We start from the raw sequence: 26,493 nt of genomic DNA on the forward strand, positions 1-26,493 counted from the left end.
TCAGGTGCATCGAATTGAAACGAAGATGCGCTTGTTCTGCTGCTTTCCGGACTCCGGCCGGCTTAGTCGAGCGCCTTCTGGATCCGCTCGCGAACGGCGGCGATACGCTCGGCGGCCTCGGTGAAGGTCTGGACCTCGGAGCGCCGGTTATTGCCCCGGGCCTCCTTCGCAGCCTCGACATAGCCTTCATGATCGGCGTCGAGGGCGTCGACGATGATCTCCGCTTCGTCTTCGGTGAGGTCGATCTTGATTGTTCTAGCCATCTTTGCGCCCTGGAGTTGTTGGTCTCGAATGAAGTCTAACGCCATTTCGGGGCTGACGATCAATCCCGCGGCGCGACGAGCGGCTCCAACTTCCCGTTCGCCGGCGCGGGTTACCCCTTCTGCGCCAGCCCGCCCCGGAACGGAACCGGGTCGAGGTCCCTTGCCGATGGAAGGGTAGGTGAACGGACCTCCGGGCTCCCGGCCCGTACCGCCGGGAGAGCCGGAGGCCCGGCGTTCCTCAGACGGCCTGAAGCGCGACTGCGCTGGTCTTGCCGCGGCGATCCTGCTCCAGCTCGTAGGAGATTCGCTGATCCTGGTTGAGCGTCGCCATGCCCGCCCGCTCGACCGCACTGATGTGGACGAAGGCGTCGTTGCCGCCATCTTCCGGCTGGATAAAGCCATAGCCCTTCTGGGCGTTGAAGAATTTCACTTTGCCGATGGGCATTTCACTTTTTCCTTTCTGGGGGCCGGAACGTCCATTCGCGCCGGCGGTGCTAGGAGTAGCGGAGAAGGAAAAAGGAGCCGCAAAGCGCCCAGAACCGTCAGTTTGCGACTAGTAGCGAAGCGTTTCTAATCGGCGGCGGGGCGGAATGCAAACCGCCAAGGCCCAGCCGGTGCGCGTCGATGCTCGGCCGCGGGCAAGTCCAGCCGGTCCGAGCCAAGCAGGGCCGGGCAGGAGACGACGCGTGACGAGCTCGATCACGCCCGAAACGGATGTGCCGATCCTTTCAGGCTCCTTCATCCACGACCGGCCGGCCGCGCCTGACGCGTTCCGCCCGAGCCTGCCTGGCCTCTCGTCGGCGAAACGCCGCGACCGCCAGAAGTGCGACCAGCCCACCCGCAAAAAGGAGACCGATGAGGCCGATCAGAACCAGTTGGCCAAACATTGCGGAATGCCCCCAGCGTTGCCGCTATAGCCGAGGCTGGTGAAGCTCGGACTTGAGGCCAATGGCTGCCAAACGCCGGCGACGCTGGACATCGATGATCGCCCGATAATGTTCGGCAAGCCCGAGATGGGCCGCGCGGGCGCGATCGCAATCCGCCTGGTCGGCGCGCATCCGTTCGATCTGCTCGCGCTGGAGGAGATAGTTGAGGTCCATGAATGTTCCCTTTCGAAGCCCATGCAAGCGGGAGCACTCGGCGACGGCGGAGCCGTCATTCGGCGGGGGCAAGCTCCCGCTCGTCTCTCAGGCGCCGGCAGGCTCGCTGCGCGACAGCCGACGATGATCAGACCCTAACACGACATCGTCGCGGCACCTAATCGCGTTCGATGTTTCGGGGCGATGCCGCGACCGGTGGAGGCTCGCTCCGGGAAACACCGATACAGGTTCCCGAAACCGTCTCTCCAGCAGGTGCCGGGCGTGGACGGGACGGACTCGGTCGATGTTCAAAAGCGACTCGCCGCATTCCGACCGGATTAACTCCAGCCCGAGAGAGAATCTTAACCCTTTGCGCGCAGGGCCGAACAACGCATCGTGTGCAAGGTCAGTTATGATGAGCTTTCTAGCGAAGCCGCGAGTGCTTGCGGCGGATGAGCGTGGCAACATGCTCATGCTGGGAGCCGCCTCGCTCCCACTGATCATCGGAGCGGCGGCGCTTGCCGTCGACGCCATTCAGCTGACTCTCGCCCGTCGTCAGCTCCAGAGAGCGGCCGATTCGGCGGCCATTGCCGGGGCTCATGCCCGGGTGCAGAATGCTTCGGCCAATGCCGCCGCCACGGCGGACCTGCAACTCAACAACCCCGTCGCCTTGAGCGGTCCGGCCGTGGTCGAGAACGCCCCCACGAGCGGACCCTATGCCGGCAATCCGCGCGCCGTTCGAGTGACACTCACGGCGGCGCGGACGACTCCGTTCATGGCCTTCTTCACCAGCGCGACTCCGACGATCGAGGTACAGGCGACGGCAGCGGCCGTCTTTACCGGACAATATTGCATGGTCGCGCTTGAGAACGGGACGACCACCGGAATCACCTTTACCGGCAGCACAAGCGTCAATCTCGGCTGCGGAATTGCGACCAACTCGCGCTCCGGTTCCGCCGTCGTCGCTGCCGGCAACGCATCCGTCGTGGCCTCGCCGGTGGCCGCCGTCGGGGGCGTTCCCGAGAGTCGCGGCTATGTCCAGCCCACGACGCTCCTGCCTTATTCCCCGACTCAGTCGGATCCTTATTCGCGATTGCCGGATCCCGCCCCGACCGGATGCCAGGGACCGGTGAACGTGCAGCCCAACCGAACCGAGACGATCCGCCCGGGCTGCTATCGAGGCATGGATTTGAAGGGCAATGTGACTTTCGAGCCCGGAACCTATTTTATCGACGGTTCCGAACTGCATTTCGCAGCGACCGCAGAAGTCACCGGCAACGGCGTGACCTTCGTCCTCACCAGCCGAACCGCGGCCACCGATCCTTCCTCGATCGCGACGCTTCGGATGAACGGCAATGCCGTGCTCGATCTCACTTCGCCAAGCAGCGGCCCCTATGCCGGGATTCTCTTCTATCAGGACCGTCGAGCCGAGGCGGGGACCGAAACCATCATCAACGGCAATTCCGCGTCGAGCTTCCAAGGCGGCTTCTACTTTCCCACCGGCGACATGACCTTCAACGGCAATACCGGGCTTCGAACCGAGTGCCTCCAGCTCGTCGCCCGGCGGATCACCTTCTCCGGCAACAGCCGGGTCCAGAACAGCTGCCCCGCCCATGGCGGCGCCCGGGCCTTCGACGCCATCTTCGTTCGGCTGGTGGAGTGACGATGCGGAGGAGGCTCATCCTCCGACGTCTTCGGCCGGACGAGCGGGGCGTGAGCGTGGTCGAACTCGCGCTGATCGCGCCGTTCATCACCTTGATGATCGTCGGCGTCATCGACCTGGCAATGGCCTTTGCGACCAAGCTCAATCTCGAGCAGGGCGCCCAGCGAGCGCTCGAGAAGGTCGCCGTCGGAAGCGTTCAGACGGACTACAGCTTCCTTCGCCCCGAAGCGGCGAGCGGCGCCAATGTTCCGGAAAGCGCCGTCACCATCACGACCTGGCTGGAGTGCAATGGCGTTCGCCAGCCGGCGTTCGACGGAACCTGTCCGAACGGTCAGATCATCACGCGCTATGTGCAGGTTGCGATCAGTTCCAGCTACCAACCCATCTTTCCGCTCGGAATTTTCCGAACCGGCTCGACCGATCGTTCCGATGGATCGGTGCCCCTTTCGGTGAGCCGCGCACTGAGGATCCAGTGATGAGGCTACGCCGGACCCTTGGACGCAATGAAAAAGGCGCAAGCGCGATTGAATTCGCTCTGGCCGCACCCGTCATCATTCTCGCTCTGGTCGGGCTGTCGCAGCTCGGGCTGCTCTTCTATGCCAATGCCGGCCTCAGAAACGCGCTTGGAGAGGGCGCTCGCCTGGCCACCATCCATCCTCGACCGACGACGGCGGAAATCCAGCAGCGAATGGCCGATCGTCGTTTCGGTCTGGATCCGGCACGCCTGTCCACCCCGACCATCGTCTCCGGCCAGTCCGGCGGCGCCAATTATCTCGATATCGAGATCCGCTACTCGATTCCCTTGAACTTCCTGGTCTTCCAGGAAACGATCACCCTTCGTCAGTCGCGAAGGGTATTCGTTCATCCCCAAGCCTAGACCGCTCCCACTGCAGCTGGGGCGACTTCGGAACTGCCCGGGCTGCCGGCTCAGCGCCGCTGGGAAACAGGTTGGTCGAGCACCTGCCTGACCTTGGCGGCCAATTGATTGTAGGTGAACGGCTTCGGCAGGAGCGCGACGCCCGGATCGAGGCGGCCGTTGTGAACGATGGCGTTGCGCGTATAGCCGGTCGTGAACAGGACCTTCACGTCCGGAGCGAGACTTTGCACCCGCTCGGCGACTTCGCGCCCGTTCATTCCGTCCGGAAGCACGACGTCGGTGAAGAGGAGGTGCGGTCGGGTTCCCGACCGGACGAGGTCGATCGCGGCAGGTCCGCTGGCGGCTTCGTAGACGACATAGCCAAGCTCCCGAAGCACGCCGGTGGCGAAGGCTCTCAGATCGTCATGATCCTCGATCACCAGGATGATCTCGTTGCCGCCCTCCGGCTTCGTCGTGCCCGCGCCCGCAGCGAGATTGGTCGGTGAGGCTCGACCGGCGGCCCTCGGCAGATAGAGCTTGACGGTCGTGCCTTCACCGAGCTCGGAATAGATGCGCACATGGCCGCCCGACTGGCGGACGAAACCGTAAACCTGGCTGAGTCCAAGCCCGGTGCCCTTGCCCGCTTCCTTGGTCGTGAAGAAGGGCTCGAACACCCGGTCGACCGTCTGCGGATCCATACCGGTTCCGGTGTCGGTGACGGCGATCATCACATATTGTCCCGGTGGAACCGGCTCGGGGAGTTGCTCGACATAATCTTCGTCGAACGAGACATTGCCGGTTTCGATGGTGAGTCGGCCACCGCCAGGCATGGCATCGCGGGAATTCACGGCGAGATTGACGATCGCCCGTTCGAGCTCGACGGGATCGGCCTGGGCCGGCCAGAGACCCGCGGCGGCGACGATTTCGAGTGCGATCGACTCCTCAAGGGTGCGATGGAGCATATCGGACAGTCCGGCGATCAGCTGGTTGACGTCGATCGGCCTGGGATCGAGCGGCTGCCGGCGGGAGAAGGCCAGCAATCTGGCGGTGAGCGTCGCTGCTCGCTCCGCGCCCTGCTGCGCCATGTTGCACAGGCGGCGGATCCGCCGAGTGTCGCGATTGTCCTCGGCCGAGTCGAGGTGGCGAACGAGATTGTCGAGGCTTCCGATGATCACGGTCAGGAGGTTGTTGAAGTCGTGCGCCACTCCGCCGGTAAGCTGGCCGATCGCTTCCATCTTCTGTGCCTGGCGGAGCGCATCCTCGGCGCGCAGCCGCTCCGCAACCTCTGCGGCGACTCGCGCTTCCAGTTCGCGGTTGAGCTTCTCCAGTTCCGCGGCCGTCGCTTCGGCCGTTCGGCGCGCCTCGAGCAGCTCCTGCTCGTAACGCCGGCGGTCGCTTGCGTTGAAGAGAGTAATCAGATTGGCGACGGGATCACCCTTCTCGTCCCGTCGCTGAACCGTGTTGACGATGGCCGGCAGCCTTTCGCCTCCGTCGCAGACGATATCGAAGGCGATCTCGCGCACTTCGCCCTGCATCCGGAGCAGCGGGGCGAAGTGGGTCTCATGGTAGATCTGGCCGGGGATCGTCAGCAGCGTCTGGAAGCGGCGGCCACGAAGCTGCTCCGCCGAATAGCCGGTCCACTTCAGGAAGGTGCGGTTTGCACGGACGATGGTGCCGTCGGGCAAGGCGGTGAGATAGGCGCAGGGTGCGTCTTCCCAAAGAGCCACGGCTTCCTGTTCGAGCGTCAGCACGAGTCCAGGTACGGGGGCCTTCAGAGCCAGGCCCTGATCGCCGCGATCGTCTCGTCGGGCGCGCTCAGATTGGGGCAGTGCCCGGTCGCCTGCATCTGGACGAAGCGGCTGCCCGGGATGCGCGAATGGACAAAGCGGCCGACGGCATCCGGAGCGATGACATCATCGGAACATTGAAGGACCAGGACATCGGCCTGCACCCCTTCGAGGTCCGACCTGTTGTCGGAAAGAAAGGTCACCCGGGCGAAATGCTTAGCGATCGCGGGATCGGTCTGGCAGAAGCTGTTGGTCAGCTCCTCCGCCAGCTCGGGCCGGTCGGCATTGCCCATGATCTGCGGCGCGAGCGCGCTCGACCAGCCGAGATAATTGGCGTCCATGAAGTCGAGAAGTTCCTCGATCGAAGTCCGGTCGAACCCTCCGGTATAGGTTTCATCGTTGAGATAGCAGGGCGAGGGGCCGACCAGGACGAGCCGGGTGAACATTCCCGGCGAACGCTTCGCCGCCATGATCCCGATCATCGAGCTGACCGAATGGCCGACGAAGATGGCGTCGCGCAGGCCCAGAGCCTCGCCGATTTCGACCACGTCGTCCGCATAGCCTTCGAGCGAGGCATATCTTTCGGGATCCCAGGCCGACAGGTCCGATCCTCCGGAGCCGACATGGTCGAACAATATGACCCGATGAGTCTCTTCAAACGCCGGAGCGACATAGCGCCACATATTCTGGTCGCAGCCATAGCCGTGGGCGAACAGCATGGCCGGACCGTCAATGCCCGAAACATGGACGTTGTTGCGTTTCAGCGGATCCAATTGAAGCTCCCTTGGAGGTGGAGTTCTGCGGCTCTATCGATTCCGACGCTAAGTGTCACCGAACATTCGGGTATCGGATGATCGACCGGCCGGTTCCCTCCAGTCGGGGCGAACCAAGGCAGGCTTGCTGCGATCCTACAGAGTCGGACACCCGTCTTCGGCGGTGCCGGAACGAAGCGCTGCCAGGCTCGCGGCAAGCTCGTGCTGGCGGAACGGCTTGGACAGCCGCGCCAGATCGGGCGAAATGCCGTCAATGTCGGCATAGCCGGAGATGATCAGCGTTCGAACCTCCGGGTGCCGCTCCCCTATCATGTGAGCGAGTTCGGTTCCGGTGATTCCCGGCATCAGATGATCGGTAACGACGAAGTCGGGCTGGCTAACTTCCAGCCGTTGAAGGGCGGCCGCTGCATCTCCGGCTTCCTCCACCTCGAAGCCGAGTTCGCGAAGCATCTCGGCGGTGCTGGCCCTGACCGGGGCCTCGTCCTCGACCAGCAGGACCCGGCCGGCGCCGACCGCCAGGACCCGCTGCTCAGCGGCTCGTTGCGAGCGAACCGGAGAGCGCGGCTCGGCCAGCGGAAGATGAAGGTCGATCGTCGTGCCAAGGCCAAGCTGGGACCTGATGGTGAGGCCACCGCCGAGCTGAAGCGCAAGTCCGTGCACCATCGAAAGGCCGAGCCCGGTCCCGCGCCCGATGCCCTTGGTCGAGAAGAAGGGCTCGATCGCCCGAGCCGCGGTTTCCTCGCTCATTCCGGTCCCCGTGTCGGAGACGGAAAGCTTGAGATAGGCCCCGGGTTGCACGCCCGATACATGATCCGGCCCGACATCTTCGGGCTCCGCCCGGATCGAAAGCGTGCCTCCGTCCGGCATGGCGTCGCGAGCGTTCACGCACAGATTCAGAATGGCCATTTCCAGCTGATTCCGGTCGGCAAGCGCCAGCGGCAGACCTTCGCCAAGATCCGTCACCACCTTGACCCGCGGACCCGAAGTGCTTGCGACCAGGTCGGCCATTCCGGTCACCACCTCCGACACATTGACCGGGCCCGGTTGGAGCGGCTGGCGACGAGCGAAGGCCAGCAGCCGCTGAACGAGCGTCTTGGCGCGTTCGGCGCTGTCGAGGGCGGCGCCGATCAGCCTCTGATCCCGTTCGCCGGCCTGTGGTCTTCGGCTCAGCAGGTCGAGGCTGCCGATGATCGGAGTCAGCAGATTGTTGAAATCATGGGCGACGCCGCCGGTGAGCTGGCCCATGGCTTCGAGTTTCTGCGACTGGCGAAGCTGCTCGTGCACGCGCTCGAGCTCCGCCGTGCGCTGCCGGACTCGCTCCTCAAGGCCCTCGTTGAGCCGCTTCATCTCGTCTTCGAGCTGCTTGCGATCGGTGATGTCGATCTTGATCCCGTCCCAGATGACGGTTCCGTCGGGCTGCGGCCTGGGCGCGGAGATGATTCGGGCCCAGCGTATCTCGCCGTCCGACCGGCGAAAGCGCGCCTCCGCGTCGAAAGCTTTCACCGTTCGAATCGCCTCCTGCTCGGCCGAGGCAAGGGCCGGCAGGTCCTCGGGAAGGATCGTCCGGTACGGAAGCAGCGGATCTTCCTTCACCTTCTCCGCCGAATAGCCGGTCAGCTTCTCGAAGCTCTGCGAAACGTAGAGGAATCGACGATCGCTGCCGTCGCTGCCAGTGCAGATCTGGTAGACCATCCCACCGGGCAGGTTGTCGGTGATCGCCCGCAATCGCGCCTCATTCTCGCGGACCGCTTCTTCCGCGGCGCGACGATCGGTCACGTCGATGCTGACGGCGAGCACGCCATAAGGATCGCCGCCCGGTTTTCTGATGACCGACACGGAATTGTTCACCCAGACGTTCGATCCGTCCGGGCGGACATATCTCTTCTCGTGAACATAGGGCGTTCCGTCGGCCACGGCCCGTTCGAACAGCGGGACATTGCGCAACAGGTCTTCGGGATGGGTGATGTCCTGCATCCTGAGCGCCAGCAGCTCTTCGCGCGAGCGGCCCGCAATTTCGCAGAACCGGTCGTTGACGAGGGTGAAGCGGCCGGTGAGGTCAACCTGGGCGAAGCCGGCGGTCGACTGGGCAATGAAGGCGGAAAGTTGTTCCTGCCGCTCGCGCAATTCCGCCTGGGCGCGAAGCTCATCGGTGACGTCGTTGCCCTGGACGAAGATTCCGGTGACCTTACCTTCGGAGTCCTTGATCGGCTGGTAGACGAAGTCCAGGAAGCGCAGTTGAGCCGCACCCTCGACTTCGATTTCGACGGGAGTCGCCTTGCCGACGAAGGCTTCGCCCGATTCGAAGACCTGGTCGAGAAGGGCGATAAGGCCCTGCAGTGTCGCTTCGGGGAAAACCTCGTTCACCGTCCTGCCGAGAATCTCCCGACGGCCGATCAGCCGGTAATATGCCTCGTTCGCCAGCCGGAAACGATGCTCGGGCCCGCTCAGCATCGCAACGAAGCCGGGCGCCTGTTCGAACATCTGGCGGAGGCGTTCATGCTCCTGGCTGAGCTGCCGCTCGGCCCGAACCTTTTCGCTCGTCTCGACGACGATGGCGATCACACCGATCGGCTTTCCCCGTTCATCGAAGATCGGCGAATAGTCCAGGTTCATCCAGACCTGTTCAAGCTTGCCCGAGCGGCGGAGGGTGAGCTCCTGATCGCGGTAGGAGAGCGTCCCACCGGAAAGGCCGACCCGCATGACATGGTCGTTGAAGTCCGCGACTTCGGGCCAGCCTTCGCGAACCTTGCAGCCGAGCAGGGCAGGGTGGCGCTCGGCCGCGAAGACGGAATAGACGTCATTGTAGATCATGACGCCTTCCTCACCCCACAGGGTGACGATCGGAACGGGCGAGCGGAGGATCAGCGCAACCGTCGTCCTCAGCGTCGAATGCCACTCGGCGATCGGGCCAAGGCTGGTTTCTTCCCAGGGATAGTCCGCGATGATCCGAGCGACCTCCGACCCGCCCGGAAGGAAATCGGTCGATCCCAGTCGTTCTTCCGTCCCGTTGGTCATCGAAGGAGAATCAGCCTGCCGCAAGAACTTATGCCGGTCGTGGGTACCGTCGGGACGAAGGCATTGGAAGCCCACGGGGGCCTTGCTCAAACGAACGAGCCGAAAGAAGGATCATCGAACCCTTCCAACTGGAACGCGACCCCGAAACGTTCGCGCGTTGACTCTGCCGCCCACGGCCTTAGCTCCGCTCAGGATCTCCCGTCAGAATCAGCGGAAAGGCGCGCAATGCTTTCACCGTCGGCCGACCCGAATGCGTTCGAGCCCCTGCGGCAACTGGCCGCGGAGATCGGGAGCACGGTGCTTCAGGAAGACCGTTCGAGCGTCGACGTCGAGGGCCGCTGGCCGGAACGCGGCATGCGTGCCCTTGCCCACGCGGGGCTGATGGGCCTTCACATTCCCGAGCATCTGGGCGGACACGGCCAGGGCCTGGTTGCGCTGGCGGCGATCACCGAAGAACTCGGCCGCCATTGCAGCTCCACCGCCATGTGCTTCGGGATGCACAGCGTGGCCGCCAAGGTGCTCGCCGCCAAGGCGACCTCCTATCACGAGGAGCGTTTCCTTCGGCCCATCGCGGAGGGGCGGCACATCACCTCGCTCGCCCTCAGCGAGCCGGGAACGGGAACCCATTTCTTTCTTCCAAGGGCCCAGTTCCGCCGCGAGGCGGACGCGATCGTGCTGGAAGGCGAGAAGAGCTTCGTCACCAGCGGCAGCCACGCCGATTCCTACGTGATGTCGGCCGTGACTCCCGGCGAGGAGATGGACCCGGGCGCTTTCAGCTGCTTCGCCGTCGAGGACGGATCGCCTGGAATGGAATGGCAGAATGACTGGCAGGGCTTCGGAATGCGCGGCAACAGCTCGCGCGGAGTCCGGCTGAACCAGGTACGGATCCCGCACGAGAACCTGCTCGGCGCCGAAGGCGACGAAATCTGGTACGTGTTCGAGGTCGTTGCCCCCTATTTCGTCATCGCCATGTCCGGCGTCTATCTCGGCATCGCCCAGGCGGCGCTCGACTCGGCGATCGCCCATCTCAAGGGGCGCCGCCACGCCCATAGCGGCGAGGCGCTCAGCGACGTGCCCGTGCTGTGGCATGACGTTGCCGAAATGTGGACGGCTGTCCAGCGCACCCGGCAGCTGATCCAGCATGCCGCAAGGCTGGGCGATGCGGGTGACCCCGCAACTCCGCTCGCCTTGTTCGCCGCCAAGGCGGACGTCGCCGAAATGGCCGCCTCGGTCACCCAGCGGGCGATGACTCTCAGCGGCGGCCGAGGCTATGCCCAGAACAGCCGGATTGCGATGTTGATGCGCGATGCCCAGGCCGCCCATGTGATGGCCCCGACAACGCATCTGCTCAAGACCTGGCTCGGACGTTCCCTGCTCGATCTGCCGCTTCTCTAGGAACCGAACATGCCCGAACAAGGCAGGTACCGAGTGATGATCGTCGGCACGGAAGGCGACCGGGCGCGCCTTCAGGCCGCGCTTGGGCCGGCGGCCGACCGGTTCGTGATCGAATTCGACCAGCCCGACGCCGCCGGGCAGTTGCCGCCAATGGATTCCGGCGCTGAGGCGCCCGACGTGGCGGTGATCGGGGGAATGGTCGAACGCCCGCTCCCGGTCGCCCAGCAGCTTCGCTCCGTCTCGCCGAAATCGCAGATCGTGTTCCTGCTCCCGCCGGAGCGGCTCGATCGCTTCCGGGCCGGACTGCCCTTCGTTCCCAATCTCGCCTCCGCCTGGACCGCGAGCAGCTCCGCCGAGGCGACGAGCCTTGCGGACCTGATCGGAGAGGCCGCTCGAGCCGCACGGGAGAAATCCGCGACCGCCGCGGTCTATGGCCGGATCAACCAGCAGCTCGCCGCCCGAAAGGCGGCCCCGGACCAGTTGCGGCGATCCCAGCTGGCCCTGTCGGAACGCTATCTCGCCACCATCCTGACCCAGTCGCCCGATGCCTTCATCGCCGTCGATCCGGAGGGGCGGGTGGTCGCCTATAATGATGCCGCATCGAGCCTGTTCGGAACAGCGCTCGAGCGGGGATCGCAGGGGCGGGTGACGGACCTGTTTCCCGACGAGGAGCGAGCGCGGCTGAGCGAGCTTCTCGCCAAGGCCGGTGCCGGGGAGATTCTTTCCGGGATCGAGGTCCGGCTGGAAGCCGGTGACCAGGGACGCAGCCATGCCGAACTGTCGCTCGCGCCCGTCCACGACGAATCGGGAGCGATCGCAAGCCTGTCGATCACCGCTCGTGACATCAGCGAGCGCAAGCGGGCCGAGGATCGCCAGCGGCTGCTGATCAACGAACTCAACCACCGAGTGAAGAATACCTTGGCGATCGTCCAGGCGCTCGCCCATCAGTCCTTCAGGGGGCGGGCGTCGCCGGCGGAGGAACGGGCGGCCTTTGAGGCCCGGCTCGCAACCCTTGCGGCCGCTCACAACCTGCTGACCCAGCAGACCTGGAAGTCGGTCAGGATCGGGCAGATCGTCAGTGCGGCCGCGGGCGCGGCGTGCGGCGCCGACCGTAGCCGGCACAGGGTGGAGGGACCGGACGTCGAACTCGCACCGCAGACGGCCGTCTCCCTGGCCATGGCGATCCACGAGCTGTGCACCAATGCGATCAAATATGGCGCGCTTTCGAACGACAGCGGAACCGTCACGACGCGCTGGAAGACCTATGGCGAGAATGGCGAAAAGAGATTGCGGCTGGAGTGGATCGAGCAGGGCGGTCCGGCCGTTGAGCCGCCGCAGAAGCGCGGATTCGGAACGCGCATGATCGAGCGCGGACTTGCCTCGGAACTCAACGGGGAGGTCCAGCTGGAATTTCGACGGGAGGGCCTCATGTGTGTGATCGATGCGCCGCTTCCGCGGGTGGAGGGCTGAACCTGGCAACACGGCGGATCCTGATCGTCGAGGACGAGCCGGTGATCGGCCTCGCACTCGAAGACATGCTCGAAAGCCTTGGCTGGGAGGCTGCGGGGATCGCCTCGCGGGTTCCGCAGGCGCTCGACCTGATCGGCCGGGCCGACCCGGACGCCGCCATCCTGGACGTCAACCTGCACGGCGAGAACAGCTATCCGGTGGCTGACGCTCTGGCTGCACGGGGCGTGCCCTTCGTCTTCGCCACCGGCTATGGCGATACGGAGCATCCCGATCGGCACCGGCAGGTGCCGACCATCACCAAGCCCTATTCGCTGGACGACGTTCGAAACGCACTGGCGAAGGTCGTCTGAGGAACCACGCCCGACCCGATCTATCGGCCGGCGACCGCCGACAGGCCGGGAGCTGCCTGCAAGATTCGCCTCGGCCCGAATCCGATTCGCACTGCCGACAGGACCGGAACGAAGGATTCCGCGCCTCTTTCACCTTCGATTCTTCTGTCAGGGAAGATCGACTTGCGGGCAGCCAAACTCTCATCGAGCCTGATCAGCCGGATAGTGTATGACGACCGGACGGCGCAGCTCCGGGTCTGCTTCCGCGATGGCCCGGCATACGTCTATTTCGACGTTCCGCCGCAGGCATTCGAGGCCTTGAAAGCGGCTGGATCGCCCGGCCGACACTATAATCGCTTCATCAAGGGCCAGTATCGCTGCCGCTTCGATCCCGAGCGCAGGCGCTACGGGCCGCGCGCGGCCTGATGATTGAACCCGGGCCAGCCGCGCCGTCGCCCGGAGCCGGAGAAGGATGGACGCGATGCGCTAGCCGTGCGCGGGCCAGGGGAAGGCGAAGGCGAGCACCAGAAGAATGGCGATGGCCAGGAAGGTGGCGATGATGGCCGCCTTCGGCACGCCGCGGATCCGCGGCTCCGCCGGCGGACGGTCGTTCGGGTTCCTCATTCATTTCCTCCATTTTTCAAGGACAAGAATGGAAGGCGACGGGGATCGATCCCGCTTGGGCAGAAAAATCCCATGCCGGATCGGGAAAGGGCAGCTTGCCCGCATGGAACCGGGGCGCCCGGCGAGCGATTCCGATGCGTGACCGGTCTCGCCCACCGCCTCGGACTCGGCTTCATCGAGCCGATGAAGGCCAGCCTGGTCGATCGGGCGCCGTACGGCGACGATTGGCTGCACGAAATCAAGCATGACGGCTATCGCACCGAAATCGTGATCGATCGCGGCGAGGTTCGCGTCTTCACCCGAACCGGACTGGACTGGACGGAAAAGTATCGATCGATCGCCGGGTTCGCCCGATGTCTCGAATGCGGCGGGGCGATCATCGACGGCGAGATCATCGTCCAGAGCCCGAGCGGACTTTCCGATTTCCGGGCGCTGAGGACCGAACTGGCGCGAAAGACGCCGAAGGGACTCGTCTTCGTCGCCTTCGACCTGCTCCACTTGGACGGGCGCGATCTCAGGCGCGAGCCGATCGAGGATCGGCGCGAGCGGCTCCGCCAACTGCTCGGGGAGAATCGCCCGGACTCGCCGATCCAGTTCAGCGACCATGTGGTGGGCGGCGGGCCCGATTTCTTCCAAGCGGCCGAGCGGCTGGGAACGGAAGGGATCGTCTCCAAGCGGCTCGGCAGCCGCTATCGAAGCGGGCCTTCCCGATCCTGGCTCAAGACCAAGGCGTTCATCGAAGAGGAATTGGTCGTCATCGGAACGTCCAGGGGCGAGCTCGCCCCGGTGGCGCTGCTCGCCCGCGAAACCGAAGATCATCGCCTGGAATATGCGGGGGCCGCGATGGTCACCTTTTCCGAGGCCGAACGGGAGCGCTTCTGGCGCGCCAACGAACGGCTCAAGGCGGACAGGCCCGCTCTTGCGCTGGAGCCGCGGCCGGAGACGAGCTGGCTCAGGCCCGAAATGCGGGTGAGGGTTCGCCACCTTCGCGGCGAGGAAAGCCTTCGCCATGCGACGGTGAAGTCGATCGCCTATCTTCCCGAGCCGCCGAACGGGAAGCCCTCGACCCCGCGGAAGCAAGGAAAGGAGCCGGCGCACCTGGTCGAAGCGGGGGCGGTGCCGGATCGCGAAGCGCTGATCGCCTACTACCGGAAGATGGCGTCGCTGATCCTGCCGCACCTGAAGCGTCGGCCGCTCAACCTGCTGCGCTGCCACGGCCGCCACTGCTTCTTCCAGCGCAACCGGAATCATCCCCGGACGCAGCAGGACTTCGACCCGCCGATCCGAAGGGTCGCGGTGCTCCAGAAGAACGGGCGGACCGAGGATTATCTCTATGTCGAGGACGTGGAAGGTCTCATCGCCTGCGTCGAGGCCGACTCGATCGAGTTTCACGCCTGGGGCTCGCGAGTGCCCGATCATGAACGGCCGGACCGGATCGCCTTCGACCTCGATCCGGGCGAGGGCGTCGAGTTCGAGGCGGTGAAGGAGGCGGCCTTCCAGATGCGTCGATCGCTCGAGGCCGTCGGACTCCGATCCTGGCCGATGCTCACCGGCGGCAAGGGCGTGCACGTGATCCTTCCCTTCACCCCCGAAGCGCGCTGGCCGGAGGTTCGCGCCTTCGCCCGCCGATTCTGTGCCGCTCTGGCCGAGGCGGTGCCCCATCTCTACACGGTGGCGCTGCCCAAGGCGAAGCGCCGGGGAAGGATCTTCCTCGACTATCTGCGCAACCAGCGAACCGCGACGGCCATCATGCCCTACAGCCTTCGCGCGCGAGCGCGTTCGCCCATTGCGGCGCCGGTGAGCTGGGAGGAACTGGAGGATATCCAAACGGCGTCTGCGTTCAGGCTGGACGATCTCGACGGTCTGACCGGCAAGTCGAGGATTGGGGCGCTGAGCGGCTGGGGATCGAGCGACCAGCGCCTGAACGGACCTTGATACGGACCTCTCAGGACGAGGGCCCATGCGCAGGTTCGGGAACCTCGCTCATGCCCCGCGCCTTGATGCATTCAGGAGGAAGGGCAGGGCCATGAACCAAGCGCAACCGACCGCCGGGCGGATTGGGAGGGCGCGAGCGTGAGCCTGCCCTTTGCGCGGGTTCGCGCCGGCTGGGACGAGATGCGGTCGAGCCTCTGGCTGCTGCCCGGCCTGTTCTTCGTTGCCGGGGCGGTGCTCGGGCCGCTGATGGTCGAAATCGACCGCGGTTTCGGCGCGGAAGACCAGATGCACCGCTGGTGGCTGACGAGCGGCGGCGGCGAGGATGCGGCCAATCTCCTTTCGACGCTGCTGACCTCGATCATCGCCATGGCCAGCATGGCCTTTTCGATCACGGTGGTGGCGCTGTCGCTGGCCGCCAATTCCTACGGCCCGCGACTGATCCGAGTCTTCCGGGCGGACTTTCGAACCCAGGCCGTGCTGGGCTTCTTCATCCTGACGATCGTCTACCTGCTGATCGTGCTTCGTTCGATCCGGCGCGACATGGAAATGGCCGACGTTCCGCATCTTTCGGTCACGGCCGGAGTCCTTCTGTCGCTGATGTGCGTCCTCGCGCTTCTCGCCTTCATTCAGCAGGTCGCCCGATCGATCGTTGCCGACGAGGTCGTGCGCAAGGTCCGGGAAGAATTCGACGCTTCGGTGAGGCAGCTTCCGGACATGAGCGAAGGCGATCCGGAAGCGGCGGCACTTCCCGACGATTTCGAGGACAGAGCCTGCCGGATCCCTCTTCCGAGTGAAGGCTATGTCCAGTCGCTCGAACTCCAGGGGCTGATCGACTGGGCCGAAGCGAACGACCGGCTGATCCGGCTGGACTTCCGGCCCGGCGACTTCGTCGTGGAGGGTGACCGCAAGGTCCTGATCTATCCACCCCCCGACGATGTCGAACAAGCGCGGCGCGAGATCGACCGGTTCATCACCAGCGGCGAGGAGCGAACGCCGACGCAGGATCTGGAATTCTCGATCCGGCACCTCGTGGAGGTGGCGGTTCGGGCGCTTTCGCCGGGGATCAACGATCCCTTCACCGCGATCGCCGTGATCGACCGGCTGCGAGGTGGCCTGGCGCGGCTCGCCCAGAAGCAGCTTCCGCCGCCGGCCTTGTTCGACCGCTCGGGCAGGCTTCGGGTCGTCCGCCGGGTGACTGGCTATTCCGGAGCGGCGGATGCCGCTCTGAACCAGATCCGCCAGGCGGGATCGGCCAAGCCTTCCGTCCTCATCCGGATGGCGGAAGCGATCGGAGCCGTGGCCGAGCATCTTCGAACGGTGGAGCAGGAAGCGGCACTTCGCCGCCATCTCGAGCTGATCCTTTCGGCGGCGCGAAGGGACGTGACGGAACCGGCCGACCTCGAGGATGTCGAAAAGGCCGTGGCACGGGCTTTCGATGCACTGGCGACGCGCCGCTGAACGCTCGGCCGGCAAAGCCCGCCACAAGGCCAAAGCGTGCTGGCGAGAGCGGGGCTTGCCGGTTAACCAGTCGAGATGGTGGAGATCCGGACGAAAAGGCTCCTGCTCAGGCCGGCCCGGGAAGCGGACCTGGAACCGATCCATGCGATCCTCAGCGACCGCCGAGCCATGGCCTTTTGGTCCACTTTACCCCACAGCCAACTGGAGCAGACGCGCGAATGGCTGAACGCGATGATCGGGTGCGATCCCGCGCTTGGCGAGGACTTCGTCGTCGAGCTGGAAGGACGGGTGATCGGAAAGGCCGGGCTCTATCGCTTCCCCGACATCGGCTACATCTTTCACCCGGACCGCTGGGGTCTTGGCTATGCCACGGAAGCGCTCCGGCCGATCATCGAGCGCGCCTTCACCGTCCACCGGCTGCCGTCGATCGAGGCTGATGTTGATCCCCGGAACATCGCCTCGCTGAAACTGCTCGAGCGGCTGGGCTTCGTCGAGGTCGGGCGGGCGAAACGCACCTGGCTGATCGGCGGCGAATATTGCGACAGCGTGTACCTCCGGCTCGAACCGGCAGGGTGGGCGGCTGAGCGATAGCGCCGCAGGCACCGCGCGCGGCAGGGCAGGACTTTTCAGCGCAGCCGCTCCGCGATGTTCTGGCGGAGTTGACGACGAGCCAGTCCGACCAGACGTGCGGTATCGACAGGCCCGGGATCGCTCCAGAGACCGCTCTTCCAGATCGCCGGCGAGTCGGCGCCAGCCTGCCTTTCCAGGTCTTCGAACAGCTGGAGCGAGACCGCATGGCGTGGAGGCGCGGCCGGTGCCTTGGCGAAGCTACATGTCGAAGTCGGTGATCCGGCCGTCGCTTCGGAAGCTGCACTGGAAGTTGCGGCTCCCATAGTTGGAACCGACGATCCCGTAGACCCGGAGCGAGTTGCTGCTTTCCTGGCGCACGTCCTGGATCTGCACCTGGCCATATTGCGAGGCATGGTTGCCGCAGGCCGAGACCGCCGCCTGCTGGAAACTCTGGCCCGAAGCCTGGCCGGCGCCGAGCACCGAGCCGATGACGGATTCAAGGGGACCGCCCATCCCGCCGAGGGGGCTGGTGGCACATCCGCCGAGCGCGAGGGCACCGGCGACGACAATGACTGAAATTGATTTACGCATCGAGCTACTCCGTCGTTACTGCCCGGCCGCTCATTGCCGCGAAGAACCCCCGGCTGCGCCTCGATGTTCCGAGCCCCACCGGCCGAAGCTCATATTCCCTTTCGGACGCGCGCGTCGGCAGGCGAGACAGAAGCCGCCGCTTCGATGACCGGTCGCGACATTCCGGCCGCTGGCTAGTCGGCGGAAGCGGCAGGCGACCCCGAGATGTGGCTGGAGAGGGCTTCCAGTGTCGAGTCGAGCGAGACCTGGATCGCCGAATGGCCGCCGGGGAGCGTCAATATGCGCGCGTCGGGCTTCAGCCTGGCGAAGGCGGCGTTGAAACGGGCGTGGACGGGGGCTGTGCCCGACCCGGCAATATAGAGGATCGGCTTGTCGAAGAGCGAAAGCCTTTGGGGATCGTCGCGGTGGGTGACAACCGCATGGACGCCGCGAAGCGAGCGGCGATAGCGGAGCCGGTCGCTCCACCAGGGGAGCTGGCGCGCCTCGGCAAGGCTCGGTGCCGGACATCCGCCGACCGCGCAGAGGAAGTTCCACAGATCCTGCTCGCTGATTTCCGGCTTGTGAAGGCCGCTGATCGTCGAGGCCCAGGCCTGGACATCGGGCTGAGCACGCTCGTTGGAGTCAAGAAGCCAGGCCGCCGGAGGCTCGGACAAGGTCAGGGTCCGGATCCGTTCGGGATGGTGCAGGGCGAAGTCGAGCGCGACGAGAGCGCCGAGCGAATGCCCCACCAGATCGACCGGCTGGCGGAGCCCGAGCTGGTCCAGAGCCGAGCGGAGCGCGCAGCTTTCCATTCGGATCGAATAATCCGCGGGAAGCGGCCGGTCGCGCAGTCCGAAATCCACGGCCATGTTCTGAAGCCGGATGACCTGTCGCCATTCGCGAAGCCGGCGCGAATGGATCGCCCAATTCTCGTTTCCGACGAGCCCTCCACCGATCATGACGACGGGTGGGCCGCGGCCTTCGATCGTCGGCTCGAGCGGAGCGACCCGGCTGAGAGAAGGGGAAACGGCGCAGACGTCGGCAACAGCGTTCGTCCGGGGCGTTGCCGTGCTGGCGCAGGAAGCGGCCAGGACCCCGATCAGCGGCGCGACGAGAGCATGCCTTGGCATTGGCATGATCCTCCTGACGCGAGGAAGCCTCCGAAACGGCCCGCTGTCAACGCCCCGCAGCCAAGTTGCGACGGCCGGTCGATCGTCGTCGGTGGGACCAAGCTCAGGCGTCGAGATCCATCTGCATGAAAACGAGCCAGTCGCGCAGATGGGGGGCGAGCGGATAATAAGGAGCGGTGTCCCTGAAGCCGAGCCTTCGATAGAGGCCTTGCGCTTCGTGCTGGGCGGGGCCGGTGTCCAGCATCATCCGTCGATAGCCCAGGCGACGGGCCTCGTCGACGATCGCGCGCCCGAGCAGCATTCCGATACCTTTGCCGTGAAATCCGCTGTGGACGAACATTCGCTTCATTTCACAGACGCCGTCTTCAAGGCGGCGGAGAGCGACACAGCCCACGACCGCTCCTTCATGTTCGGCGACAAGCAGCGCCCCGGCCGGAGGTGCAAACTCGCCGGGCAGATTGCTCAGCTCGGAGGCGAACTTGTGGGGATCGAAATAGCTGTCGATGATGTGACGGTCGGAGGCGTGTCGTTGATAATGCCATTCGACGAAGGCGTGCATCAGTTGCGCGACAGCCCCGAAGTCGCGGGTCGACTCGGCCGGACGGACGATCATCCCGCAGGTCTCAGCCATACCGAGTGCGGGCGCAACCTCAATCTGCGGCCTTCATTCGTGATGGCGAAGGTCGAGCTTCGGTGCCGTCAGCCGGCCGGGCGGAAGCCGGCGCCGATTTCCTCCCATAGGTGGCGAAGCGCCAGAAGGCTTCCGCAGGTCCCTGATCGTGCCTCCCTAGCCACCATCGGGAGAGGAGCAACTGGCACGCGAAGATCAGCAGCGCGACTGCGTAGAAGGACAGGGGACGCATCGTCCCGGCAAGGCCGAAACCAATGCCGTAGAAGACGATCAGTCCGATCACCGAATGAGCGAGATAGTTCGTCAGAGCCATTCGTCCGACCGGCACGAAATGCCGCAGGACGAAGCGAGCGCGGGGCCAGGCGAGAACGAAGGCCGATGCATAAGCAAGGGCCAGAGGCACCGTACCGATCAGTGAGGGCCAGCTCGACTGGCCCTGGTTCGGCAGCCAAGCATAAGCGAGGCTGGCCGGAAGTCCGACGACAAGCCCTGCCACCAGCACCTGACGGAGCAGCCGCCTATTGTCGATCAATGCTCCGGAGGCGAGCCTTCGCCCGACGATCAGCCCGAGCAGCATGATTCCGAGCACCTTCGGAATGCGCCAGGTTTCCAGCCGATGGCCCCAGGAGAAAGGCGGTCCGCTCATGGCCCAGGAGAGCCAGCCCGCAAAATCGTCGCGGCGGAACCAGTCCAGCGCCTTTTCGGGCGCTGTGTCGGCCCCCAGGCTTTCGGCGATCGAGAAGCTCAACGCGTAAAGCTGCTGGTGCGGAGCCCAGCCGAACCGATCGAAGATCCAGGTACCCACCATCGGGACGACAAAGATCAGAATGGCGGAAGCGACCAGCAGGCTGCGTTCGCGCCAGCCGTAGAAGAGCGGCAGGATCAGCCCGAGAAGAGCGTAAAGGGTGAGGATGTCGCCGTCCCAGATCAGCCAGGAGTGGACGAGACCGATGGCGAGCAGAACAAGCACTCGGCGGCGATAGATTCGAAGCCCCGCGAGGCCGCGAGCGCTCAAGCGAGCGATCTGAAGCGCGAAGCCGGCCCCGAAAAGGAGCGAAAAGATCGTGTAAAATTTGCCGTCCACGAGAAGGTGGTGGAACCGATATTGCCAGGTCACCGGCTCGGCGCCCGCCAAGGCCAGTCGCTGTTCAGTCGTCATGAAGGTCCAGCCGGACCAATAGAGCATGTTGGCGAGAAGGATCCCAAGCAGCGCAAATCCGCGAAGCGCATCGAGCAGCTCGATCCGCTCCGCCCGCCCCGTTGCGACTCCCATTCCGGCACCCTCCTGCCAGCCCCGGCGCCGAGCCTATCAGTTCGGGCGAGCCGCCCCAACCTGATCTTTCGGTCGAAAGGTTTGGCAAAAAAGGCCTGCCAGGGGCGCCCGCCGATCTGCCGAGCCAGAAGGCGTGGACGAGCGGCGCGCATCAGCCGATTGCGATCGGGGGAAGCGGCAAGAAACGGCTTGACTCGTAACGCGGCTTGAGGTAATAGAGCCACACTCGCTAGAGTTGTGAGTGGCGCAAATAGAGTCACTCAGGCGAGAAACCGGAGGCCGCCACGAGCGGCCTTTTTCATTTCGGCCGCCGGCGACCCATCGACCGCGCCGGCCGAACTCCCGCCCGACCCACATCCCGAACGCCCATCGGACGCCTATGCTGCTCAAGGCGGTCGGCTCTGCGCGCGTCGGGCGGGACCCAATTTCGCAGACGCCAAGGCGTTCGCTCGGCTCTTCGTCTTCGGGGGTGCCGAGGCGATGCGTTCGGCGTCTCCCGTCCCACGGACGGTCCGGACGCCGCCGGTGGGGAACGGCGACGGCGGCTAAACTGCCGGGCGCCGGCCGGTGCAAGAGGCGGCGCTCGAGGCGCGACATCGAAAGGCGGAGGTGCATGGCCCAGGAGCAAAAGCCGGGCGCGGTGCGTCCCCGAACCCGAGCCCCAGCCCGCAGCGGCCGAGGGGCGGCGCCCGCAGCACCGGCTTCCTTGCCGCCGATCAAGGACATGATCCTGGCCGCGCTCGATCAAGCGGGCGGAGTCGATTATCTCGTTCGCCAGGCGCAGGAGGATCCGGCCCGCTTCATGGCGCTGGTCGCCAAGATCCTCCCGCTCCAGGTGGAGGCGGAGCATGAGCTCGGCAAAGGTCTGGCAAGGGCCCTGACTTGGAAGCCGCCGACCTGATCGAGAGCCCCTATGCGCCGCGCCGCCAGTTCATGGCGCTTCACACCCGGACGGCACGCTGGGCGATCGCGGTCGCGCACCGGCGGGCGGGAAAGACGGTCGCCTGCGTGAACGAGCTCATCAAGCGAGCGGCGACGTGCGAGAAGGACAGTCCCCGCTTCGCCTATATCGCGCCGCAACTGAACCAGGCCAAGGATATCGCCTGGTCCTACCTCAAGGATTATAGCGACTGCTTCGGGCCGGAGCGGAAGGTCAACGCCACCGAATTGTGGGTGGAGCTTCCCAGCAATGGCGCCCGGATCCGGATCTACGGCGCCGACAATCCCGACCGGCTCCGCGGCCTCTACCTCGACGGCGCCGTGCTCGACGAGTTCGGCGACATGGACCCGACGGTCTGGACGCAGGTGCTTCGGCCGGCCCTTTCCGATCGCAAGGGCTGGGCGATCTTCATCGGCACGCCGAAGGGACGCAACGCCTTCCACCGGCTCTGGACCGCGGCCGAGGACGATCCCGACTGGTACCGATTGCGCCTGAAGGCGTCGGAGACGGGCCTGATCGACGGCGCCGAACTGGCCGATGCCGCGAAAATGATGAGCGCCGACGAATATGCGCAGGAATATGAGTGCAGCTTCGAGGCCGCGGTGCGGGGCGCCTATTACGGGCGGGAGATGAACCAGGCCGAAGCGGACGGGCGGATCGGCCCCGTTCCCCACGATCCGAGGCTTCCGGTCCACACCGCCTGGGACCTTGGAATGGCCGACAGCACCGTGATCTGGTTCATCCAGACGCATGGTCCCGAAACCCGAGTGATCGACGTGATCAAGGGCGAGGGGGTGGGCCTCGACTGGTACGCCAGGCGACTTCAGGAACGCGACTATCTGTGGGGCAGCCACTATCTGCCCCATGACGCGCAGGTTCGCGAGCTCGGTACCGGTCGAAGCCGGGTGGAGATGCTTGCCGGACTTGGGATCCGGGCGACGATCTGCCCGAACCTCCCGGTCGAGGACGGGATCCATGCGGTTCGGCTTCGGCTGGCCACCTGCTGGTTCGACCGCGACCGATGCAGGGCGGGGATCGAAGCGCTTCGAATGTATCGGCGCGAATATGACGACCGAAGCCAGGAATTCCGGGCTCGGCCGCTTCACGACTGGACGAGCCATTATGCCGACGCCTTCCGCTATTTCGCGGTGGGCCATCGGGAGAGCATGCCGGCGAGGCCGGCCAAGCGAGACACGAGGTGGGTGGTATGACGAGAGCCAGGCGAATTCCCGATCCCGTCCCCGGCGACAATGGCGAAGCGCTGGCGCGGATCGCCGAATTCTTCCGCACCACCTGTCCGGAGGCTTGGGAAAGGCTTCGGCTTTGTCCGCTCCAGCATGGTCTCGAGGCGATGGCCGAGCTTCTGAAGGCGCGCCGCTGAGATGGCGGATTCTGCGATCCTGCCGCCGCCGGACGAAGGCGCCGAGCGGCCGGGCACGCAAGCGGGCGGAATGGACGAAGGCGAATTGGCGTCGCTGCTGGCGGCGCACGAGGCGCGTGCCGTCGGCTACTATAACAGCGAGATTGCCGACGAGCAGGCACGGGCGATCAACTATTATTACGGACGGATGGACGACCTGCCGGCGCTCGACGGCTGCTCGTCGGTCGTTGATCACAGCGTCGCGGTAATGGTCGACAATGCGCTGGCGGCGGTCCTCAAGCCGTTCGTCTCGGCCGACGAGGTGGTCTCGTTCCAGCCGCGCGGCCCCGAGGACGTCGAGCAGGCCGAGCAGGCCGGCGAATATGTGAACTATGTGATCAACAGCGACAATCCCGGTTTCCTGATCCTCCACAACTGGTTCAAGGACGCGCTTCTGACCAAGATCGGCGTCGTGAAGGTCTGGTGGGAGGACAAGAGCCGGGTGGAGGAGCGCCTGGTCGGCGCCGATGCGGGGCAGCTGCTCGAGCTGCGGGCGAGCGACGCCTATGCCGGGGAGCAGGACAAGGGCGAGGGAACCTTCGCGGTCCGGCTGCACGAGCTGATCGCGGACGGGCGGGTGAGGATCGAGAACGTCCCCCCTGAGGAATTCCTGATCTCCCCCTTCGCGCGGTCGATCGAGGAAGCGGCCTATGTCGCCCACCGGCCGTCAAACTATACGCGGTCGGACCTGATCGAGCTGGGGGTCGAGCCTGAAATTGCCGACAGCCTTCCCGCTTCTGATCAGGGGCAGAAGGAGGAATCGCGGGTACAGGCGCGCTATCGCGACGAGGACTGGTATTCGGCCACGCGCGAAGCGATCGGCAACGACAGGAGCCGGGACGTCGTCGCCGTGATCGACGAGTATGTCCGCTGCGATTTCGACGGCGACGGAATGGCCGAATTGCGGCGGGTGATCCGGGTCGGCGACGTCATCCTTTTCAACGAGCCGGTCGAGGACAAGCCGTTCGCCTTGCTCTGCCCTGTGCCGATGCCGCACAAGGTCTATGGCCGGGCCCTGGCCGACCAGGCGGTGGAGGGGCAGAAGGTATCGACGGCGGTGCTCCGCCAGACGCTCGACAATCTCTACAAGACCAACAACCCGCGTGCCGAAGTGCCCGACACGGCGCTCAACGAGCGAACGATGGACGATCTGTGCGACAGCGCTCCGGGGGCGATCATCAGCACCAAGGTGCCGGGCCAGCTGGCCTATCACACGGTTCCGTTCACCGCGCAGCACAGCTTCGCGATGCTGGAATATGTTGCGCAGCAAACCGAGGAGCGGACCGGGATCCAGCGCAAGGGCAATGGCTTCAACGCCGAGGCGATCCGTAAGAACAGCCCCGACACCGCCACCCAGGCCGCGATCGACGAGAATAGCCGCAACGAGCGGGCGGAAATGATCGCCCGGATCTTCGCCGAAACCGGCGTGAAGCGGCTGTTCAGACTGGTCCTGAAGCTGCTCGTCCAGCACCAGCCGAGCGAACGGGTGATTCGGCTTCGCAACAAATGGGTGCCGATGGATCCGAGCGGCTGGGATCCGGAAATGGACGTGACGATCTCCGTGGGACTGGGGCTCGGCAACAAGGTGGAGCAGATCGGCCAGGCGCAGGCGGTGCTTCGGTTCATGGCCGAGCTTCAGTCGTCGCCCTTTGCCTGGCTGATCGACGCCGGTCATGTCCACAAGGCGGCAAAGCGGCTGCTCACCGCCTCGGGAATCAGGAATGTCGACGATTTCATTGGCGATCCGGCGCAGCGCCAGCCGCCGGAGCCGAAGCCGGATCCCGGGTTGGCGCAGGCGCAGGCGCGGCTGCAGATCGAGCAGGCGCGAGCGCAGGCGCGGATTCAGGTCGAGGCGGCGGAGCAGCAGCGCAAGGCGGCCGAGACCGAGGCGAAGCTCCGGATCGAGCAGGCGCAGGCCGAGTTCCGGGTCGAGCTGGAGCGCCAGAAGGCGCAGTTCGAAGCCGAGCTGGCGCTGATGGAAAGCCGGTTCGAGATGGAGATGGAACGCGAGCGGATCGCCGCCCGGCGCGAGTCCGCGGAGCGAGGGGCGGAGGAGGGGGCGGTGGAACTCGACCGCAACCGTCCGGGCGGGAAGCTGGACGAATGACGAGCGAGCAGCGCGCGCTTCGCGCCGTTGCCGTTCGCGCCCTTCTGGACGATCCCAATGTCCGAGACGCGTTCGCCGCGATCGAGGCCGACCTGACCGCTGAATGGAAGCGAAGTTTCGAGCCCGCCGAGCGGGAGAATCTGTGGCGGGCGGTGAACATAATGGAGCGGCTGAAGAGCTGGCTCCATTCGGCGGCGAGCCACGATCTCGCGGCGCTGAAGCGGTCGAAGTGAGACTGTCGGAATCCCTGCCGCCGTCTCGGGCGGAGTCGATCGGGGTTCAGTCGATATGCTCGACCTCGTCGCCGAGGATGGCGACCCAGTCATGCTTGCGCGCCTCCCAAACGGAAAAGCGGGGAGAAAGCGAATATGGATCGTCGAAGGCGCCGAGGGGAATCGCGACGAGCCCGTCGAACTTGCCGACGATCCGGTAATGAACCGTCGAACCGCATTCCGGGCAGAAATGATGGGTGATCTGGTTGCCGCTGTCCGCGTGGTGGACCCAGGCCCTGGATTCGCCTTCGATCCTGACCCGGTCTTCCGGCCAGCGTGCCTGGGCGGAAAAGGCGCTGCCCGTGCGCTTCTGGCAATCGAGGCAGTGGCAGGCGGACACCCTGACCGGGTCGCCGGCGGCGATCGCCCGGAGCTGTCCGCAGCGGCAGGCGGCGGTTCGGGTCGCGGCTTGCTTCAGCATTGCCAGGCCATGCTTGGTTTCATCCCCGGACTCAACGGCCGTCGAAGGCGGCCGATGCCGGGACGGGCGCTTCAGCGCAGCTTTGCGATCTTGATGCCGTCGGCTTTCGCCCGATCCTGAACCGATTCCTCGCTTCGGGTCAGAGCCTTCGCCACCGCCTTCAGGCCCATGCCCTTCGCGGCGAGGGTTCGAAGCTTGGCGATTTCCTCCGGCTTCCACGGCTGCCGGTGTCGGACGAAATGCTCCGCCATCAGCTTCTCGCCGGCGTGCCCTTGGTGGAGGGATTGGCCGCAATGGTCTTCTTGACCACCTTTTTCGGCTTTCGAGCTTCCTTGTTACCTTTCACCTGACCCTTGGCCATGTCGACTTCTCCGTCCTGATCCGCGCCTGTCGAAAGTCCCATCGCAGCAAATCGATCCCATTGCGAGCAAGATCGGGAGGGCTTCGCAGGCGAGCGAGGGGCGGGGCCGCTCCGGAGCGGAAAGGATTGGGAGCGCGGAACCTTCAGCCGC

30 protein-coding genes are annotated in these 26,493 nt (G+C 65.2%); 16 read left to right on the plus strand and 14 right to left on the minus strand.

Annotation, left to right across the window (positions count from 1 at the left end; all coding sequences use genetic code 11):
* Positions 1–62: 62 nt before the first annotated feature.
* Both ACRYLT_RS09605 and ACRYLT_RS09610 read right to left on the minus strand, forming a co-directional pair.
* Entirely contained in the window at positions 63–263 is a 201-nt protein-coding gene (locus ACRYLT_RS09605; RefSeq protein ID WP_482663869.1) for a hypothetical protein, read from the minus strand.
* 238 nt (positions 264–501) lie between these two features.
* Complete coding sequence (locus tag ACRYLT_RS09610) at positions 502–708, minus strand: cold-shock protein (RefSeq protein ID WP_482663870.1); 207 nt, start codon at positions 706–708, stop codon at positions 502–504.
* A 241-nt stretch (positions 709–949) separates the two neighbouring features.
* Between ACRYLT_RS09610 and ACRYLT_RS09615 the strand changes: the two genes are divergently transcribed.
* Entirely contained in the window at positions 950–1,180 is a 231-nt protein-coding gene (locus ACRYLT_RS09615; RefSeq protein WP_482663871.1) for a hypothetical protein, read from the plus strand.
* Here the strand turns inward: ACRYLT_RS09615 and ACRYLT_RS09620 are convergent.
* Positions 1,175–1,363: a hypothetical protein gene (locus ACRYLT_RS09620; protein WP_482663872.1), complete on the minus strand. Its 189-nt coding sequence runs from the start codon at positions 1,361–1,363 to the stop codon at positions 1,175–1,177. The genes ACRYLT_RS09615 and ACRYLT_RS09620 overlap by 6 nt on opposite strands.
* A gap of 445 nt (positions 1,364–1,808) precedes the next feature.
* On the opposite strand from ACRYLT_RS09620, the gene ACRYLT_RS09625 reads away from it, so the two are divergent.
* Genes ACRYLT_RS09625 through ACRYLT_RS09635 form a run of 3 tightly spaced genes read left to right on the plus strand, consistent with a single transcriptional unit; the run spans position 1,809 to position 3,882 of the window.
* Positions 1,809–3,005 carry a pilus assembly protein TadG-related protein gene (locus ACRYLT_RS09625; RefSeq protein WP_482663873.1) on the plus strand — a complete coding sequence of 399 codons (1,197 nt, stop codon included), beginning with the start codon at positions 1,809–1,811 and terminating at the stop codon, positions 3,003–3,005.
* Between the two features lie 2 nt (positions 3,006–3,007).
* The gene (locus ACRYLT_RS09630) at positions 3,008–3,481 is read left to right on the plus strand and encodes a TadE/TadG family type IV pilus assembly protein (RefSeq protein ID WP_482663874.1); all 474 of its coding nucleotides are present in this window, start codon (positions 3,008–3,010) and stop codon (positions 3,479–3,481) included.
* Complete coding sequence (locus ACRYLT_RS09635; protein WP_482663875.1) at positions 3,481–3,882, plus strand: TadE/TadG family type IV pilus assembly protein; 402 nt, start codon at positions 3,481–3,483, stop codon at positions 3,880–3,882. Before ACRYLT_RS09630 ends, ACRYLT_RS09635 begins: the two co-directional genes overlap by 1 nt.
* 50 nt (positions 3,883–3,932) lie before the next feature.
* Here the strand turns inward: ACRYLT_RS09635 and ACRYLT_RS09640 are convergent, their stop codons facing one another.
* From ACRYLT_RS09640 to ACRYLT_RS09650, 3 genes are all read right to left on the minus strand, one after another.
* Positions 3,933–5,612, minus strand: coding sequence for an ATP-binding protein (locus ACRYLT_RS09640; RefSeq protein WP_482663876.1), 1,680 nt, complete (start codon positions 5,610–5,612; stop codon positions 3,933–3,935).
* Between the two features lie 20 nt (positions 5,613–5,632).
* The gene (locus tag ACRYLT_RS09645; RefSeq protein WP_482663877.1) at positions 5,633–6,421 is read right to left on the minus strand and encodes an alpha/beta fold hydrolase; all 789 of its coding nucleotides are present in this window, start codon (positions 6,419–6,421) and stop codon (positions 5,633–5,635) included.
* Positions 6,422–6,556: 135 nt separating this feature from the next.
* On the minus strand, positions 6,557–9,436 hold the full coding sequence (locus ACRYLT_RS09650; protein WP_482663878.1) for a hybrid sensor histidine kinase/response regulator: 2,880 nt from the start codon (positions 9,434–9,436) through the stop codon (positions 6,557–6,559).
* A 225-nt stretch (positions 9,437–9,661) separates the two neighbouring features.
* Here ACRYLT_RS09650 and ACRYLT_RS09655 point away from each other — a divergent pair, with 225 nt between their 5' ends.
* The 4 genes from ACRYLT_RS09655 to ACRYLT_RS09670 all read left to right on the plus strand — a co-directional run bounded on the left by ACRYLT_RS09655 (position 9,662) and on the right by ACRYLT_RS09670 (position 13,056).
* On the plus strand, positions 9,662–10,831 hold the full coding sequence (locus ACRYLT_RS09655; protein WP_482663879.1) for an acyl-CoA dehydrogenase family protein: 1,170 nt from the start codon (positions 9,662–9,664) through the stop codon (positions 10,829–10,831).
* Between the two features lie 9 nt (positions 10,832–10,840).
* On the plus strand, positions 10,841–12,301 hold the full coding sequence (locus tag ACRYLT_RS09660) for a sensor histidine kinase (protein ID WP_482663880.1): 1,461 nt from the start codon (positions 10,841–10,843) through the stop codon (positions 12,299–12,301).
* Positions 12,262–12,651: a response regulator gene (locus ACRYLT_RS09665; protein ID WP_482663881.1), complete on the plus strand. Its 390-nt coding sequence runs from the start codon at positions 12,262–12,264 to the stop codon at positions 12,649–12,651. Before ACRYLT_RS09660 ends, ACRYLT_RS09665 begins: the two co-directional genes overlap by 40 nt.
* 162 nt (positions 12,652–12,813) lie before the next feature.
* The gene (locus tag ACRYLT_RS09670; RefSeq protein ID WP_482663882.1) at positions 12,814–13,056 is read left to right on the plus strand and encodes a KTSC domain-containing protein; all 243 of its coding nucleotides are present in this window, start codon (positions 12,814–12,816) and stop codon (positions 13,054–13,056) included.
* Positions 13,057–13,116: 60 nt separating this feature from the next.
* Here ACRYLT_RS09670 and ACRYLT_RS09675 read toward each other — a convergent pair whose 3' ends face one another.
* Entirely contained in the window at positions 13,117–13,254 is a 138-nt protein-coding gene (locus tag ACRYLT_RS09675) for a hypothetical protein (protein WP_482663883.1), read from the minus strand.
* A 138-nt stretch (positions 13,255–13,392) separates the two neighbouring features.
* Here ACRYLT_RS09675 and ligD point away from each other — a divergent pair, with 138 nt between their 5' ends.
* The 3 genes from ligD to ACRYLT_RS09690 all read left to right on the plus strand — a co-directional run bounded on the left by ligD (position 13,393) and on the right by ACRYLT_RS09690 (position 17,238).
* Positions 13,393–15,189: a DNA ligase D gene (gene ligD, locus ACRYLT_RS09680; protein ID WP_482663884.1), complete on the plus strand. Its 1,797-nt coding sequence runs from the start codon at positions 13,393–13,395 to the stop codon at positions 15,187–15,189.
* 138 nt (positions 15,190–15,327) lie between these two features.
* Positions 15,328–16,647: a DUF2254 domain-containing protein gene (locus ACRYLT_RS09685; protein ID WP_482663885.1), complete on the plus strand. Its 1,320-nt coding sequence runs from the start codon at positions 15,328–15,330 to the stop codon at positions 16,645–16,647.
* 75 nt (positions 16,648–16,722) lie between these two features.
* Complete coding sequence (locus ACRYLT_RS09690) at positions 16,723–17,238, plus strand: GNAT family N-acetyltransferase (RefSeq protein ID WP_482663886.1); 516 nt, start codon at positions 16,723–16,725, stop codon at positions 17,236–17,238.
* A gap of 237 nt (positions 17,239–17,475) precedes the next feature.
* On the opposite strand, the gene ACRYLT_RS09695 is transcribed toward ACRYLT_RS09690, so the two are convergent.
* From ACRYLT_RS09695 to ACRYLT_RS09710, 4 genes are all read right to left on the minus strand, one after another.
* Positions 17,476–17,808 (minus strand): hypothetical protein, encoded by a 333-nt coding sequence (locus ACRYLT_RS09695; protein ID WP_482663887.1) that lies wholly within the window; start codon positions 17,806–17,808, stop codon positions 17,476–17,478.
* 173 nt (positions 17,809–17,981) lie between these two features.
* Positions 17,982–18,917 carry an alpha/beta fold hydrolase gene (locus tag ACRYLT_RS09700; RefSeq protein ID WP_482663888.1) on the minus strand — a complete coding sequence of 312 codons (936 nt, stop codon included), beginning with the start codon at positions 18,915–18,917 and terminating at the stop codon, positions 17,982–17,984.
* Positions 18,918–19,020: 103 nt separating this feature from the next.
* Complete coding sequence (locus ACRYLT_RS09705; RefSeq protein WP_482663889.1) at positions 19,021–19,530, minus strand: GNAT family N-acetyltransferase; 510 nt, start codon at positions 19,528–19,530, stop codon at positions 19,021–19,023.
* A gap of 37 nt (positions 19,531–19,567) precedes the next feature.
* A complete protein-coding gene (locus ACRYLT_RS09710) occupies positions 19,568–20,821 on the minus strand; it encodes a DUF418 domain-containing protein (RefSeq protein ID WP_482663890.1) in 1,254 nt (417 codons plus the stop codon).
* 613 nt (positions 20,822–21,434) lie between these two features.
* On the opposite strand from ACRYLT_RS09710, the gene ACRYLT_RS09715 reads away from it, so the two are divergent.
* Genes ACRYLT_RS09715 through ACRYLT_RS09735 form a run of 5 tightly spaced genes read left to right on the plus strand, consistent with a single transcriptional unit; the run spans position 21,435 to position 25,521 of the window.
* Complete coding sequence (locus ACRYLT_RS09715) at positions 21,435–21,722, plus strand: hypothetical protein (protein ID WP_482663891.1); 288 nt, start codon at positions 21,435–21,437, stop codon at positions 21,720–21,722.
* The gene (locus ACRYLT_RS09720; RefSeq protein ID WP_482663892.1) at positions 21,704–22,972 is read left to right on the plus strand and encodes a terminase large subunit domain-containing protein; all 1,269 of its coding nucleotides are present in this window, start codon (positions 21,704–21,706) and stop codon (positions 22,970–22,972) included. Before ACRYLT_RS09715 ends, ACRYLT_RS09720 begins: the two co-directional genes overlap by 19 nt.
* Positions 22,969–23,142, plus strand: coding sequence for a hypothetical protein (locus ACRYLT_RS09725; protein ID WP_482663893.1), 174 nt, complete (start codon positions 22,969–22,971; stop codon positions 23,140–23,142). The genes ACRYLT_RS09720 and ACRYLT_RS09725 overlap by 4 nt, the downstream gene beginning before the upstream one ends.
* A gap of 1 nt (position 23,143) precedes the next feature.
* On the plus strand, positions 23,144–25,288 hold the full coding sequence (locus tag ACRYLT_RS09730; protein WP_482663894.1) for a portal protein: 2,145 nt from the start codon (positions 23,144–23,146) through the stop codon (positions 25,286–25,288).
* A complete protein-coding gene (locus ACRYLT_RS09735; RefSeq protein WP_482663895.1) occupies positions 25,285–25,521 on the plus strand; it encodes a hypothetical protein in 237 nt (78 codons plus the stop codon). The genes ACRYLT_RS09730 and ACRYLT_RS09735 overlap by 4 nt, the downstream gene beginning before the upstream one ends.
* 46 nt (positions 25,522–25,567) lie before the next feature.
* Here the strand turns inward: ACRYLT_RS09735 and ACRYLT_RS09740 are convergent, their stop codons facing one another.
* The 3 genes from ACRYLT_RS09740 to ACRYLT_RS09750 all read right to left on the minus strand — a co-directional run bounded on the left by ACRYLT_RS09740 (position 25,568) and on the right by ACRYLT_RS09750 (position 26,384).
* Positions 25,568–25,981 carry a GFA family protein gene (locus ACRYLT_RS09740; RefSeq protein ID WP_482663896.1) on the minus strand — a complete coding sequence of 138 codons (414 nt, stop codon included), beginning with the start codon at positions 25,979–25,981 and terminating at the stop codon, positions 25,568–25,570.
* Positions 25,982–26,052: 71 nt separating this feature from the next.
* Entirely contained in the window at positions 26,053–26,232 is a 180-nt protein-coding gene (locus ACRYLT_RS09745; protein ID WP_482663897.1) for a hypothetical protein, read from the minus strand.
* Positions 26,232–26,384 (minus strand): hypothetical protein, encoded by a 153-nt coding sequence (locus ACRYLT_RS09750; protein ID WP_482663898.1) that lies wholly within the window; start codon positions 26,382–26,384, stop codon positions 26,232–26,234. The genes ACRYLT_RS09745 and ACRYLT_RS09750 overlap by 1 nt, the downstream gene beginning before the upstream one ends.
* Positions 26,385–26,493: the final 109 nt, after the last annotated feature.

This window comes from Sphingosinicella sp. SM1-17 (genome assembly GCF_056821765.1).

Coding starts and splice junctions, on each gene's coding strand:
- ACRYLT_RS09715 (WP_482663891.1), top strand. CDS start 21,435: ATGGCCCAGGAGCAAAAGCCGGGCGCGGTGCGTCCCCGAACCCGAGCC.
- ACRYLT_RS09625 (WP_482663873.1), top strand. CDS start 1,809: ATGCTCATGCTGGGAGCCGCCTCGCTCCCACTGATCATCGGAGCGGCG.
- ACRYLT_RS09710 (WP_482663890.1), bottom strand. CDS start 20,821: ATGGGAGTCGCAACGGGGCGGGCGGAGCGGATCGAGCTGCTCGATGCG.
- ACRYLT_RS09735 (WP_482663895.1), top strand. CDS start 25,285: ATGACGAGCGAGCAGCGCGCGCTTCGCGCCGTTGCCGTTCGCGCCCTT.
- ACRYLT_RS09725 (WP_482663893.1), top strand. CDS start 22,969: ATGACGAGAGCCAGGCGAATTCCCGATCCCGTCCCCGGCGACAATGGC.
- ACRYLT_RS09740 (WP_482663896.1), bottom strand. CDS start 25,981: ATGCTGAAGCAAGCCGCGACCCGAACCGCCGCCTGCCGCTGCGGACAG.
- ACRYLT_RS09610 (WP_482663870.1), bottom strand. CDS start 708: ATGCCCATCGGCAAAGTGAAATTCTTCAACGCCCAGAAGGGCTATGGC.
- ACRYLT_RS09705 (WP_482663889.1), bottom strand. CDS start 19,530: ATGATCGTCCGTCCGGCCGAGTCGACCCGCGACTTCGGGGCTGTCGCG.
- ACRYLT_RS09695 (WP_482663887.1), bottom strand. CDS start 17,808: ATGCGTAAATCAATTTCAGTCATTGTCGTCGCCGGTGCCCTCGCGCTC.
- ACRYLT_RS09730 (WP_482663894.1), top strand. CDS start 23,144: ATGGCGGATTCTGCGATCCTGCCGCCGCCGGACGAAGGCGCCGAGCGG.
- ACRYLT_RS09650 (WP_482663878.1), bottom strand. CDS start 9,436: ATGACCAACGGGACGGAAGAACGACTGGGATCGACCGATTTCCTTCCG.
- ACRYLT_RS09675 (WP_482663883.1), bottom strand. CDS start 13,254: ATGAGGAACCCGAACGACCGTCCGCCGGCGGAGCCGCGGATCCGCGGC.
- ACRYLT_RS09630 (WP_482663874.1), top strand. CDS start 3,008: ATGCGGAGGAGGCTCATCCTCCGACGTCTTCGGCCGGACGAGCGGGGC.
- ACRYLT_RS09690 (WP_482663886.1), top strand. CDS start 16,723: ATGGTGGAGATCCGGACGAAAAGGCTCCTGCTCAGGCCGGCCCGGGAA.
- ACRYLT_RS09745 (WP_482663897.1), bottom strand. CDS start 26,232: ATGGCGGAGCATTTCGTCCGACACCGGCAGCCGTGGAAGCCGGAGGAA.
- ACRYLT_RS09620 (WP_482663872.1), bottom strand. CDS start 1,363: ATGGACCTCAACTATCTCCTCCAGCGCGAGCAGATCGAACGGATGCGC.
- ACRYLT_RS09635 (WP_482663875.1), top strand. CDS start 3,481: ATGAGGCTACGCCGGACCCTTGGACGCAATGAAAAAGGCGCAAGCGCG.
- ACRYLT_RS09700 (WP_482663888.1), bottom strand. CDS start 18,917: ATGCCAAGGCATGCTCTCGTCGCGCCGCTGATCGGGGTCCTGGCCGCT.
- ACRYLT_RS09655 (WP_482663879.1), top strand. CDS start 9,662: ATGCTTTCACCGTCGGCCGACCCGAATGCGTTCGAGCCCCTGCGGCAA.
- ACRYLT_RS09605 (WP_482663869.1), bottom strand. CDS start 263: ATGGCTAGAACAATCAAGATCGACCTCACCGAAGACGAAGCGGAGATC.
- ACRYLT_RS09750 (WP_482663898.1), bottom strand. CDS start 26,384: ATGGGACTTTCGACAGGCGCGGATCAGGACGGAGAAGTCGACATGGCC.
- ACRYLT_RS09660 (WP_482663880.1), top strand. CDS start 10,841: ATGCCCGAACAAGGCAGGTACCGAGTGATGATCGTCGGCACGGAAGGC.